Here is a 12878-nt window from a genome sequence, read left to right on the forward strand (position 1 = left end):
GGTATGCATCATTTTCAGTCGGTAGGTAATAGTCATTGATTTATAATCTGGGGATTTATCTCGACTGTCAATATTGGCGTCTATAAATCTATGCATGCTGGCGAGCAGGCGCCAACCGGTGTGGCAGGTAGCGCGACAGCGCTGCCCAGCGTTTCAGGCTGTAGTCCAGCGCTCTGCTGATGGCTGAACCTTTGGGCACAAGATCGCGCTGGGCGAACATCCACGCATGCCGCGCATCCATCACAGGGGCAGCCTTTTCTTGCCGTCTTCGACGGCGTAAATTCGGTTCCACGTCGCAGACTTCTCTTTCGATTTCGTACAGCAACTGAATGCAGCGCAGGGCTTGCTCGGCGAGCATGCTCTTGTTGGTAGCATGCAGTTCGAAAAGCTTGCGCCGCGCATGGGCCATGCAACCGATCTCGGTCACACCGAGTTCGAAGCTGGCCTTATAACCACCAAAATCGTCACAGACCACCTTGCCCTTCCAGCCGTGCAGGAAGTTGCGCGCATGCTCTCCGGCGCGGCTGGGGCTGAAGTCGTAAACGACTGCCGCTGTTTCGCAGAATTGGCTGGTGGCGTAGGCCCAGACATAGGAGCGATGGGTTTTCTGTGAGCCCGGAGCGAGCATCTGAACCGGTGTTTCATCGGCGTGGATGACCAACTGCCCGAGCACCACGTCGCGCAGCGCCTCAACCAGCGGCTGTAACTGAACCCCAGTCACGTCAACCCATTGCACCAAAGTTGAGCGGGCGATGTAGGCCTGCTCGACCAAAAATCGATTCCTGACGGTAAAGCGGTAGTTGAGTGGCGCAGGGGAGTCTCACCCCTGCGCTCTCCCAGAACCGGACATGAACCTCTCGACTCATCCGGCTCCTATCGTCCAGCCATTCGTATCGCTGCACCCCAATGAGGAAATAACGTGGGGGCACGTTGCTGAAGATCAGACAACCACCGCCATGCCATTGAGACATGGCCGCGAAGCTTCTTGTACTTGCGCTGCGCCCATCGCACCAGATGAAAGTCCAGTGTCTTCAGGGAGCGTTGCAAAGTCGATGGATGGAAGAGCCCGTAATAACGCACCCAGCCAACAATTTTCCGGCGAATCAGCGAGAGCAGCTCACCCAGATCATATCGGCTCAGGCGCGAAAGGCCCCAATTACGCATCTCACGTCGCATAGCTTTTGCCGCTTTGTCGCTAACGGCCGGTGAGAAGCTGGTGAACAGCTTCCCCTTCCGATTTATCGACTTCCGGGGCTTAAACGTATAGCCCAGAAAGTCGAATCGCTTCACGCCATATTTACCACGTCGATTGGCATCGACGCAGTACACCACCTGAGTTTTCTCCGGATGCAACTCCAGCTGACACTCCGTCATTCTGACCTTCAGGTCAGCCCATAAAGACTGAGCTTCGGCTTCGCTGTCACAGTGGCAGATAACGTCATCCGCGTAGCGCTCAAACAGCACTGTGGGGTGGTGCCGCTCCATCCATTTATCGAACGCATAATGCAAAAAGAGATTAGCCAGCAATGGGCTGATAACACCACCCTGTGGCGTCCCTCGTTCTCGCATTTGCCGAGTACCATCCGGCAACACCACGTCCGTGGTTAGCCAGCGCTTGATATATAGCGCTGTCCACCGGCAGTCGGTGTGTCGCTGCACAGCCTTCATCAGCAGGTCATGATCAATATTGTCAAAGAACCCTTTGATGTCGAGATCAAGCACCCAAGAATGCCGCCAACTCCGACCTCGGGCGACGCGCAAGGCATCATGTGCAGAGCGCCCCGGTCGGTATCCATAAGAGTCTCTGTGGAATATCGGCTCCAGCAACGGCTCAAGCTGCTGCCGAACGACCATCTGTGCAATCCGGTCAGCAATCGTAGGAATCCCCAGAGGACGCGTGTTGCCATCACCCTTTGGAATGTCCACGCGTTTGACCGGTGACGGAAAGTAGCTACCCGAAGCCATTCGATTCCAGATCCGGTACAGATTTCTACCTAAATCTTGATCGAACTTATCAATGCTGACTTCGTCAACTCCAGCTGCGCCACGATTAGCTTTGACGCGCTTGTACGCGTCCCAAACTTCAAGCTTTGCGATATCAAACGACTTTGCCTCAGACATAGACGTCATCCCCTTTCAGGTTGTGACTATGCTGAGGCCGAACGACGGTGCCCCTTCGATCCAGCCCCATTACAGGGCCTTCAACCCTACTACGAGCACCTCCGTCCCTGTGCCCCGCATCGGTACTCTCGCTCTTGCAGAGGCTGTCTGCTTGAACTTCTCCCTTAACATCGGGACGACAGGTTCTCACGTTCCTTACTGAAGCCTGGTACAGAGTCACGCCGCCTTCATGCCGGGCGCCGGTCGAGCAGTCGGCAGGCATCCCTCGACCTTCATCCCGGGCCAACCACCAAAGCCCGGTTTCGACACCATCTGAATACGTTTCGACACCACATCGACGGTTCATTTTCATTCGTCTCTCTGTACCGCACCTGACGCGGTCAATGCCGCGCCTTTTCCTCAACGCTCACCACCAAGGCTCTTTACCCCAGCAGCTTGAGGTGGTTTGGAGCCTGCTCCTGCAAACCGACTCCGAGGGGCCCACCCTCATCTTCAATAAAGCACCACAACTCTCCGTTCAGCTATGGAGGTTGTGTTCGTGACACACGGTGGTCAGCAAACTTGGCAATCATGACGTGAGCAAGTAACCCGGCGTTGGGATGCCCTTGTCGATGACCTGCGCCGGAACCCGTGCCTGGATCAGCGTTTCGCAGTCATCGCAAACCCACTTGCCACGCACATGGCGCTCAACGGTAAACTCGCCCGGAGTGTAGCCCAGCTTTTCACTGACATCTTCACCTATGCGTTTCAGTGCGCAGCCGCATGGGCAGTGCGTATTGTCCGGTTCGCGATGTATCAGTGTGCGTGGAAACTCAGCCGGAATGCAGTGCGTTTAGGTTTTTGCTTTGTCTCGTTTGCAATGCCTGAAGCTCAGTCTCAATCGCCGCGATATCGGTATCGAGCAGATCATCGAGCAGACTGCCTTGGTCGGGGCTCAGTTGCTCCCTGCGCTTGGCAAACTTGAATCGCTTGAGTTGCGCGATCTCGTGAGTCAGTTTTTCGATGACTGTTTGATCACGGTTGATTTTATTGCCCATTGTCTCGACTGTCTGATCGAGACTCTCGGCACGCTGCATCAACTGCGCCGCCAAAGCGCGCAGTTGTTCAGGGGTTAGGTGGTCGAGGTTTAGAAGCGAAGTCATGCCGCCGATTTTGCCAGAGCAGGCTACAACCGGCGATTGGCTCATCGGACAATTGCACGGCCAGGCGGGATGTGTCAGAGATTACAGGATGGAAATCGCGTTGCCTGGCCCAACTCTTTGCCAAGGCAAAACCAGCACCAGGGCGTGCAGCTGTTCGGCGCCAAATTCCATCTGTGAACCGTGTTGAGAACCCGGCCAGAAGAACGTGCCCTGATGCAGACGGCGTGCCGCCAGCCAGATGCCCAACCCGTCATGCACCAGCACTTTCAGGCGATTGGCGCGGCGGTTGGCAAACAGATAAGCACAGTGCGGCTGCGCCGCACCGAACACGGCGACCACCCGCGCCAGCGCGGTGTCGGTGTCGGTGTCGGCGCGCATGTCCATCGGCTCGGTGGCAAGCCAGATGGAATCGATGCGGATCATCGCAACTAGTCTCGAAGAAAAGTCGCGCGGGTAGCCGCGCTTTCGGTCGGCCAGTTCACTTTGACGGTGCCGCGCGGGTGTGGGATTTCGAGGCAGATCATGGCCGGGGGATATCTGATCGTGACGCCGACGACGGTAAAGCCACGGGGATAAAAGCAGGTTGCAGAGCGCCACTTTTCTGCGATTGCAGCCGAATCCACTTGTGGATGAGGTTCGCGTTGAGGCTGTGGCTCAGTGCGACGCTGGCAAGCGAAGCACCGGGCTGGGCGCACTCTTGAATGTAAGCGGATGGCGAACTCACCTACCGAATCGCCGTTATGGCTGGGATCAGGTAGCTGAGTTCGCCGGACGGTTACGGATTTTCATCGCATTCGTTGTTATATCTCCCATTTTCATGGGACACCTTTATAGTGCGCGTTTAGGCGATCCTCAACGTGTTGGGGCTCCCAGACTTCGCATCGATCCAAGCCTACACACTCTTCTCGGGTAGACGCTGTGATGGTGCCCCCGAGGTATATCTGGAATCCAATGAAGTTCTGGATGAACATGGGACGCGGAGCTAGCAGGTTTTGTGGTGGGGCAATTTTACCCACCTTGAGCCATCGCCCTTGAGACCAGGCGCTTTTGTGTACCCCGACAGTAAAGAGTATAGGTAGGTCGAGTAAGGTTCCTAAGTCTGCTAAAGGGGCTATGGAGCGCGCATCTAAGAAAGCGAAGTCCGCTTCCGGCAGTGTCAGGGCATAAGTGTGCATATCATTGTCCAGAGGGACTCGAAGCACCGCTCCGATCGCACGTTGCTGCCTTTTCATACTGGATGTATTCCTTGAGCTGGGCTTACCTGTTTATTTAAGCGCATGGTGAGCACTCCTTGCGCAGATCAGGCGGGCGTCCATTGATGCGGCAATAGCTGGCCAATGTCACTCGCTCGCTGCGTTGGCAGCCGCACCAGCACATCGTTGAGATACGCATACGGATCGTGCCCATTCATCCGCGCCGACTGGATTAGGCTCATGATCGCAGCCGCCCGCTTGCCGCTGCGTAGCGAGCCTGCGAAGAGCCAGTTCTTACGCCCCAACGCCCAGGGGCGGATCTGGTTCTCCGCCCAATTATTGTCAATGGGTACAGCCCCGTCGTCGAGGTAGCGCGACAGCGCCGTCCAGCGTTTTAGGCTGTAATCCAGAGCTTTGCTTATCGCCGAGCCGTCGTGCACGATCTGGCGCTGGGCGATCATCCAGGCATGTAGAGCATCCATCACCGGCACCGCTTTTTCTTGCCGGTGGCGTAAATATGGTTCCAGGTCGCGGACTTCGCTCTCGACTTCATAAAGTAACTGGATGTAACGCAAGGCATGCTCGGCGAGCTGGCTCTTGTTGGTGGCGTGTAATTCGTAGAACTTGCGCCGCGCATGCGCCATACAGCCGTTCTCGGTGACACCGAGTTCAAAGCTGGCTTTGTAGCCACCAAAATCGTCGCAAACCAGCTTGCCTTTCCAGTCTTGCAGGAAGTTGCGTGCATGCTCTCCGGCGCGGCTGGGGCCGAAGTCGTAAACGACCGCCGCCAAGTCCGAGAACTGGCTGGTGGCGTAGGCCCAGACATACGCACGATGGGTTTTCTTTGCGCCCGGCGTAAGCATCTGCACTGGCGTTTCATCGGCATGGATTACGCCATGTTCAAGAACAGCATCGCGCAGGGCATCTACCAGCGGCTGGAGCTGCACGCCACAGTTGCCGACCCATTGCGCTAAGGTTGAGCGAGCGATGGCCAAACCGGCTCGACCAAAAATAGATTCCTGGCGATAGAGCGGTAACTGGTCGGCAAACTTCGCGATCATCACATGGGCCAGCAGCCCGGCGGTCGGGATGCCCTTGTCGATGACCTGCGCCGGAACCGGTGCCTGGATCAGGGTTTCGCACTGATCGCAGACCCACTTGCCACGGATGTGCCGCTCAACAGTGAACACGTCCGGCGTGTAGTCGAGCTTCTCGCTGACGTCCTCGCCGATACGCTTGAGGGCGCAGCCGCACTGGCAGTGGCTGTTGTCGGGTTCGTGGTGGATCACGGTGCGCGGAAACTGCGGCGGCAAGGCCGTGCGTTTAGGTTTTTGCCGAGCCTCGGTCGAAACAGAAGCGGGTTGCAGCGCCTCAAGTTCGGCTTCGATAGCCGCGATATCGGTGTCGATCAAGTCGTCGAGCAAGCTGGCTTGGTCCGGACTTAGCTGCTCGCTGCGCTTGGCAAATTTGAAGCGTTTGAGCAACGCGATCTCGTGGGCCAGCTTCTCGTTGACCGATTTGTGATGAGTAATTTGCTTGTCCATCGTCTCGACACGCTGGATCAACTGCGCCGCCAAGGCACGCAGTTCTTCAGGGTTTAATTGATCGAGATTCAGATGCGAAGTCATGCCGCCGATTTTGCCAGAGAGGGCTAATGGCGGCGATAGACTGATGGGCGAATTGCGCTGGTAAGCGCGCCATGGCGGGTGTTAAAGCATCGAGATAATTCCGCCTGCACCGACGTGTTGCCAAGGTAAACCGAGTACCAGGGCCTGAAGTTGCTCGGCATCCAACTCAACTTCGGAGCCGTGTCGCACACCAGGCCAAAAGAAGCGCCCTTGATTCAAACGCCGGGCTGCAAGCCAAATCCCCACACCGTCATGCACGAGCACTTTCATGCGATTGGCGCGACGGTTAGCGAACAGATAGGCGCAGTGCGGCTTCGCCGCACCGAACACCGCGATAACTCGCGCGAGCGCGGTTTCAGTTCCGGCCCGCATATCCATGGGCTCGGTGGCGAGCCAGATGGCATCGACGCGAATCATTGCGCGAGTCTACGGACAAAGCGGGCGCAGCCTTCAGGGTTGGAAGTTGGCCATTTCACTGTAATCGATTGCTCGCCAAGCGGCAGCTCAATAATCGCCAACGCTTCCGCCTGCCGTTTGGGTGTAGCTCTTAACGGAACGAAAGCCGGCAACGCCGCTGGCGGCTGGTCTCGGTAAAGTGGTCGCCATTTGCGGATAACGTTGGCGTTGATGCCGTGGCTGATGGCAACGCTGGAGAGGGTCGCGCCGGGTTGCAGGCATTCCTGAACAACCTGGGCCTTGAAGGGGTTCGGATAAGAGCTTCGTTGGCGCATGGAAATCCTGACATTAAGGGCTATCGCGTCCGCTTAAAATACGCGGACACCATCGCCCTTAATGCTGGAGTTCGGAAGGTGTGTTCGCCGGCCCCTTACAGTATTTCGGTCTATCTACCCTTTTTGAGGATGCGATTGGCTGCGGCCAACTTTTCATCCAGCGTTCGTTTGCTGAGGCCTGGCACATCGTTATGGCGTGCGATAACGGCATCGACGATTGCTGCTTGATTTTTGAATACGGAAAGAGGCTTTCCGGCGGGTGAATGGTCCAGAAAGAGGTTGAGCAAAGCACCGATGATGTTCTGGTAGGTGAGTTCGCTACGTTCGCTGAGCTGTCCGTACGTTTTGACCATCGCCTTGAGGTCATCCCGTTCAAGCCCAATGGCCCGGAGATCTACCAAAATATCTTGGAGGTGGTGCTGTAGCGTGTTGAGCTCTCGTAGGAGGGTATCCCGATCCGCTTGTAGCGCAAGGAATGTTCCGATACTGACTTTTTCATGAGTGACTCTGTCTGATCCAAACAGAAAGCCAGGCTTTTGATCGGGATAGTAAACCTGCATCCAGAGGCGTAAATCGGAGTGACGTATCGTTAGCTGACAGGGCTCCACGTAACTTCCTCTGGGAACCGAAATGCCGAGGCAGCCATAAGGCAGTTCTCCGTTACGCAACGCGTCGTAGATTTTGTCGGTAGTCGCCTGTAGGCATGGCCATTGAGAGAACAGTGCGGAGAAATCCTCTGGAATGGCCAAAGCAGCTTGTATTATTTGTACTTCGTAATTTACGAGGTTACACCAACGTAATGCTGCATCTATTGGAAGATAGAAGATTTTGGCGTGTGGGTTAAACACATTAGTGGACATAATAGCAATGGACCTCCATTCCCAATTGATGACCCTCCCACCTGCACCATCAAACCAGTTAGTCGTTTCCTATATATTCGGGTTCGATCCGGTGAAGGTCATTCTATTCGCTTATTTCTCAATGCTATTTACATATGTCATTGCAAGAGTTTGTTTGTCATAGAACTATGATGAGTTTATAGCCTATGTCGATTTGTGGGTTGAGTTCAAGAGCTGTTTCGTAGATTGGAGATAGGTGACTCGTTGTTTCTTGCATGATTGCATATCTGAAGCTCGAGGAATTATTGGGGGGGCATTTATAAAAGATCTGAAGTGCCCAATTATGCTGGATGCTGAAGGCGAAACCGGAGATAACATTGCACCGCTGACCGGTATTTCCTGTCCAAAGATCACCTGCTGGTGCCCGCGTTTCCAGGTTTATCGCTGGATGGATTAGTCGATAATCCGGGACATGGACGCAAATCTTCTTTGCCTGCCGAGACTGTTCGCTTTGTTCTGGAACGGGTTACCCGACCTTGTTCCGGAGAACCGCGCTGGAGTGGGGAACATGGTGACGAACAAGCTTCCCTGCTGGCTGCTTTGGCTGCAATGCAGCCCGGTTTACGTTAGACCACCCAACACATTTCCGGCTCGGCCACTCAACTTTTCTCGGCGGCAGAAGAACTCAACGCTGTTACCGAAGAACCTTCCAAAGGCTTGCAACAACAGAATTTAGAGTGCCCTTTGGGTCTGGCTATCCACGCGAATTTAGGTGATGCTGCTTGCGAGTTTGCACCGACCAAGTGCCTGGGTATTCGCTACTGCTGATTACAGGATCGCTTCGGGCATGGGTAGATCCAATAGCCTTGCTTAGAATTACCCCTTTTTTCTCTCTTGAAACACGCCAAAAACAAGTCCAGAATCGAGTCTTTTCCGGCTTCGGAAAGAAAATAAACCCCTTAGATTTCAATGGGTCGGACGCTAGATGTGAGTCTCGTTTCCCGCTCCAAATATAGAAAAGCGCCACTCATTGAGTGGCGCTTTTTTTTGCCTTTTTTTATTCCAGTGGCCCGGTCTCTAGCTGACCCGAGGCACCGCCTTGATGGCCATGTACGCTTCCTTGATCTGCTCAAAACCATATTTCTCTTCAAGCCGTTTGACGATGAAGTGCCCCCGCGCCATGTCCTGATAGAAATGGGTGAACAGGGCATTGATCGTCGCCCCGGTAAAGGCGCCCATCACGGGAACGGCCTGCGCCGCGAACTTGCTGGAGATGGTAAAGCCGAAACGTGTCGCGACTTTGTCGATCAGGATCGCCAGCCATTTTCCGGCTTGCCCAGGCGACAGGCTGCCGATGGCCTTTGAGCCCTGCTTGGCGGCGATCCCCGCGAGTTCCTTCGACAGCTGTTGCATGGCCTGGGTGGTGAAACTGCGGGTGATGTAGTAGCCCGTCTCGGTGGCATCGTCGGCCTGGCTGGCGCCGCCCATGGCAAACACTTCGATACACGCCTGCTTGGTGGCAAAGTCTGCCAGGTCAAATCCCTCGCTGCGCGCCACGTCGGCCACCGAGCGCATCATGATGGTGGTGGAGATCGGTAGCTCGATAAACAACGCCGCAACACCGAATGCTCCGCCAATGGCGCCCGAGGTTGCCGCATAAACCTTGTGCCAGCGGGTCGAGGCGGACTTTTTCGGGTTGTTCTCCAGGCTCCACAGCGCTGCGTCAGCGGAGGATTGCAGTGCCGCTGCCACAGCGCCGTTGATCCTTTTTGAAACCACGGCGGGCAATGCCTTTACCGCACTTTCGATGGGGGAGCCGATCATGCCGGACAGCCTGGCCGTCAGGGAGGGGGACTCCAGCAAGCCGACGGCCCGCTTGAGATCCTGGTAGTCCTCGGGGTGGTCTTTGATGCTCACGGGCGTCTCCTTGAAGTTTTTCTGGCTCTCATAAAAACAAAGACCCGCGAGGAGGGCCATCGTGCCGTCACGCTTTACCCATTCTTTACCTGAGCGAGTGCTTTCTTCGCCAGCGGCTCGGTTAGGCTGCCAGTCATCTTGATCTGAACGACGGTATGCATCGAATGAACCTTCAATCTCGGTACTGGCTGGCTGTGGGCGCCCTGGTGGGTAGCCTGGGATTGATCGCGGGTTGCGCGGGCGACCCGCCAAACCCGCGAGCCGCATTCAGCGAGCGGGTCAACAAAGAGCTGAGCACCGCGTATCAACCGTCCCGCTACGAAACCGCTGGCTGGGGCGCAACCTGGCAGTTCGACCAGCAAGCGGTGGAGGTTGCGTGGCTGGCGCCGGTGACCCATGAGCGCTTGCCGCTGATTATTTACTTGCCCGGTTTGGGTGAGTCGGCCTCGGGCGGGGTGGCGTGGCGCAAGGCGTGGGCACAGGCCGGCTATGGGGTGCTGTCGGTTCAGGGGCACGCCCATGACCCGTCGGTGTTCGCCTCGCAGCAGGCGTTGTATGGTGATTTTCGCGGGATGGCGAGCGGTCATTACTCCGCCGCCTCCTTGCGGGACAGGCTGTCTACGTTGCAGAAAGTCCTGGCCGAGGTTCGGGCACGGGCCGCCAAAGGTGACCCGCAGCTGGCTGCCATCGACTGGAACCAGGTGGTGGTGGTCGGCTTTGATTTAGGCACGCAGACCGCTGAAGCACTCGCCGGCGCGCTGGAGCCTGGCGCTACGTCGGGCGTCGCGATTCAGCCCAAGGCGCTGTTGCTGCTCAGCCCTTATGTGGACGCCGATGCCCGGCCAGACCGGTTCGCCCGGATATCGGCGCCCGTGCTGTCGATGACCGGGCAGCAGGATGAAGACCCGTTCAACTGGGTCAGTTCTTATCGCCAGCGTGAAGTGTTGGGCGAGTCGGTGACGGCGGCCGGCAGTGTCCAGTTGGAGTTGAACAGTGCGACCCACAAGATCTTGTCGGGTAGCGAACTGTTCAGCCGACCGGCAAAAAAGGCTGACAAGGGCGCTGATGCCTCCGGTGATGCCCCCAAAGGCCGAGGGCACAAGCATAGTTCCAGGCCCGGTGGCGGTAGCCCGATGGCAGGCGAGCCGGCGCCAGACCCCAAGCAAGTGGCTGCGATCCAGGCCATTGGCGTGGCGTTTCTGGACAGCCGCATCAAGCACAATCCCGCGGCCACTGAGTGGTTGCACAACGGCGCGCCAGGCTGGCTGGGTGAGGCGGGGCGGTTGAAGTAGCACAGGTCATGCGTTTTGCGGCGACTGCTTTTTCTGCCAGGCTCGCGCGGGCTGCAGTGGATTCGCTACTATGTGGTTCACCCGAACCCCATCCGCCGTATCCGTTGGAGCCTTGAATGCCAAGCCAGAAGGACATCACCGCCGAGAGCGGCGCACCGATGATTCCTGATCAGCGCCGTGAGCTGATACTGCGTCAGTTACGCAAGCATCAAGTGATGAGTGTTCATCAGTTGATGGAGATGTTCGACTGCTCGCACATGACGGTGCGGCGCGATATTGCGTTGCTGGAACAGGAAGGCCGGGCGTATTCGGTCACCGGCGGGGTGCGCATTGCCAGTCAGCTTCACAGCGAGCCGAGCCATCAGCTCAAGGCCGTGGTCGAGTTACCGCAAAAGCAAGCCATGGCCAGGCTTGCCGCGCGTTTGCTGCGTGCGGACATGACGGTTTACCTGGACGCCGGCACCAGTACGCTGGAGATCGTGCCTTATATCAAGGCACTCGCCGGCATGACGGTGGTGACCAACGACTTCGGCGTGGTGCAGGCGCTGATGGACGCCCCGCAAGTCACGGTGATTCACACGGGCGGGCAGTTGGATCACTCCAACCATTCGTGTGTCGGCGGGCTGGCGGTGGCCACCCTGCGCCAGGTGGTCACCGACATTGCCTTCATCTCCACCAGCTCCTGGGACCTGCGGCGTGGAATCACCACCCCTTCGGCGCTGAAGGTGGAGGTCAAGCAGGTTGCCATGCAGTCGGCGTCGCAAGTGGTGCTGGTGGCCAGCAGTTCCAAGTACGGCACCTTCAGCATGTACAAGATCGCCGGGCTTGAGCAGTTCGATATCGTCATCAGTGATGCAGCGTTGGCGCCCGCCGCGGCAGACGGCATCCGCAAGCAAGGGGTCGAACTGATGTTGCCGTCCGACCCCGAACAGGCCTAGCGCGCTTTTTCGGTCTGCTGCATGAACTGCCCCAACGCCTTCGCATAGAATTTCGCCATGCCGGTGGTGCCATGGCCGCGGGTTTCGGCGCTGGCCGGAATCAGCAGCAACCGAGCATCCTTGAGTTCCCGCAGCGAGGCTTCCAGGCGACCGGTTTCCGGTGGGTTGCGTTCGTCGTCCGCCGAGTTGATGACCAGCACCGGAGCCTGGATTTTGCCCAGGCCTGGTGTTGCGTCGTAGTCGGCCGATGATTGCCACTGGTAGATAAAGTCATTGGCGTCGCCGGTTTGCGGCGCGTTGAGGCGCTCATCCACCAGCTCGTCGGCCAGGGCCCGGGTAGGCGCCGCCGCCTGATAGGCCAGGGTGCCACCGCTGGTGCCGACACCGAACAGTGCATTCGCCAGGCGCAAGGACGGTGGTTGCACGCTGTAGTTGCCCTTGTTCCAGGCCGGGTCCTGTTTGATCGACTCCACCAGCAGCCGGCGCATCATCCAGTTGCGTGACGACATCTCGGTGGGTTGTGAGGCCATAGGCACCAGGGCGTCCATCATCTGTGGCCAGGTCTGCCCCCACATCCAGGTCTGCATGCCGCCCATGGAGTTGCCGATGATCAGCCGCAGGTGCTTGACCCCCAGGCCCTCGGTGATCAGCCGGTACTGGGCCTGGACCATGTCCGTGTAGTTGTACTCGGGGAATTTGGCGCGCAGGCCGTCCGAGGGTTTGCTCGATTGGCCGACACCAATCCCGTCGGTGGAAATGATGTAGTACTTGCTGGCGTCCAGCGGCTGCCCGGGGCCGAACAGTTCGCCACCGAAATCCTTGCTCAACACATCACTGCCGGGCCGATAGGTGCCGTGCAGGTAGAGGATGGCCGGGTGCTTCGGGTTGCCGAGGGTGATGTAGTGCAGTTTCAGGTTGGCGAGCTTTTCACCGGTATGGAAGGTGAACTCGGGGGCTACCCAGTCACCTTCGGTCGCGGCCGGCAACGGCGCGGCGCTCACAGTGGAACCGGTAACGATCAGCGAAAACAGCAGCCCGATAGCGGGCCGGGAAGCGAAGCGCTGCATGGGAAGTGTC

At 57.5% G+C, this 12878-nt stretch carries 10 protein-coding genes and 4 pseudogenes; 4 read left to right on the forward strand and 10 right to left on the reverse strand.

What is annotated here, in order from left to right:
- Positions 1–106: 106 nt before the first annotated feature.
- The 8 genes and pseudogenes from tnpC (HKK54_RS22925) to HKK54_RS22960 all read right to left on the reverse strand — a co-directional run.
- Positions 107–809: pseudogene (gene tnpC, locus HKK54_RS22925) on the reverse strand (IS66 family transposase); the annotation flags it as partial.
- Between the two features lie 64 nt (positions 810–873).
- Complete coding sequence (gene ltrA, locus HKK54_RS22930; RefSeq protein ID WP_169387936.1) at positions 874–2121, reverse strand: group II intron reverse transcriptase/maturase; 1248 nt, start codon at positions 2119–2121, stop codon at positions 874–876.
- Positions 2122–2669: 548 nt separating this feature from the next.
- Positions 2670–3263, reverse strand: a pseudogene (locus tag HKK54_RS22935) (IS66 family transposase zinc-finger binding domain-containing protein); the annotation flags it as partial.
- A gap of 81 nt (positions 3264–3344) precedes the next feature.
- Entirely contained in the window at positions 3345–3686 is a 342-nt protein-coding gene (gene tnpB / locus HKK54_RS22940) for an IS66 family insertion sequence element accessory protein TnpB (RefSeq protein ID WP_169387937.1), read from the reverse strand.
- 877 nt (positions 3687–4563) lie between these two features.
- Complete coding sequence (tnpC, locus tag HKK54_RS22945) at positions 4564–6084, reverse strand: IS66 family transposase (protein WP_169387938.1); 1521 nt, start codon at positions 6082–6084, stop codon at positions 4564–4566.
- Between the two features lie 81 nt (positions 6085–6165).
- A complete protein-coding gene (tnpB, locus tag HKK54_RS33665; protein ID WP_169387939.1) occupies positions 6166–6501 on the reverse strand; it encodes an IS66 family insertion sequence element accessory protein TnpB in 336 nt (111 codons plus the stop codon).
- Complete coding sequence (gene tnpA / locus HKK54_RS22955) at positions 6498–6815, reverse strand: IS66-like element accessory protein TnpA (RefSeq protein WP_169387940.1); 318 nt, start codon at positions 6813–6815, stop codon at positions 6498–6500. The genes tnpB (HKK54_RS33665) and tnpA overlap by 4 nt, the downstream gene beginning before the upstream one ends.
- A 110-nt stretch (positions 6816–6925) precedes the next feature.
- Positions 6926–7675, reverse strand: a complete 750-nt coding sequence (locus HKK54_RS22960; RefSeq protein WP_169387941.1) for a hypothetical protein — start codon at positions 7673–7675, stop codon at positions 6926–6928.
- A gap of 319 nt (positions 7676–7994) precedes the next feature.
- Here HKK54_RS22960 and HKK54_RS22965 point away from each other — a divergent pair.
- Positions 7995–8215, forward strand: a pseudogene (locus HKK54_RS22965) (IS630 family transposase); the annotation flags it as partial.
- Positions 8216–8227: 12 nt separating this feature from the next.
- Positions 8228–8392, forward strand: a pseudogene (locus HKK54_RS33670) (methyl-accepting chemotaxis protein); the annotation flags it as partial.
- Positions 8393–8731: 339 nt separating this feature from the next.
- Here the strand turns inward: HKK54_RS33670 and HKK54_RS22970 are convergent.
- Entirely contained in the window at positions 8732–9571 is an 840-nt protein-coding gene (locus HKK54_RS22970) for an EcsC family protein (RefSeq protein ID WP_178120991.1), read from the reverse strand.
- A gap of 164 nt (positions 9572–9735) precedes the next feature.
- On the opposite strand from HKK54_RS22970, the gene HKK54_RS22975 reads away from it, so the two are divergent.
- Both HKK54_RS22975 and HKK54_RS22980 read left to right on the forward strand, forming a co-directional pair.
- Positions 9736–10863 carry an alpha/beta hydrolase gene (locus tag HKK54_RS22975; RefSeq protein ID WP_169387943.1) on the forward strand — a complete coding sequence of 376 codons (1128 nt, stop codon included), beginning with the start codon at positions 9736–9738 and terminating at the stop codon, positions 10861–10863.
- A gap of 116 nt (positions 10864–10979) precedes the next feature.
- Positions 10980–11801, forward strand: a complete 822-nt coding sequence (locus tag HKK54_RS22980) for a DeoR/GlpR family DNA-binding transcription regulator (protein ID WP_010173681.1) — start codon at positions 10980–10982, stop codon at positions 11799–11801.
- Here the strand turns inward: HKK54_RS22980 and HKK54_RS22985 are convergent.
- Positions 11798–12868: an alpha/beta fold hydrolase gene (locus HKK54_RS22985; protein ID WP_169387944.1), complete on the reverse strand. Its 1071-nt coding sequence runs from the start codon at positions 12866–12868 to the stop codon at positions 11798–11800. The genes HKK54_RS22980 and HKK54_RS22985 overlap by 4 nt on opposite strands.
- Positions 12869–12878: the final 10 nt, after the last annotated feature.

Source organism: Pseudomonas sp. ADAK13 (assembly GCF_012935715.1).
Lineage (GTDB): Bacteria > Pseudomonadota > Gammaproteobacteria > Pseudomonadales > Pseudomonadaceae > Aquipseudomonas.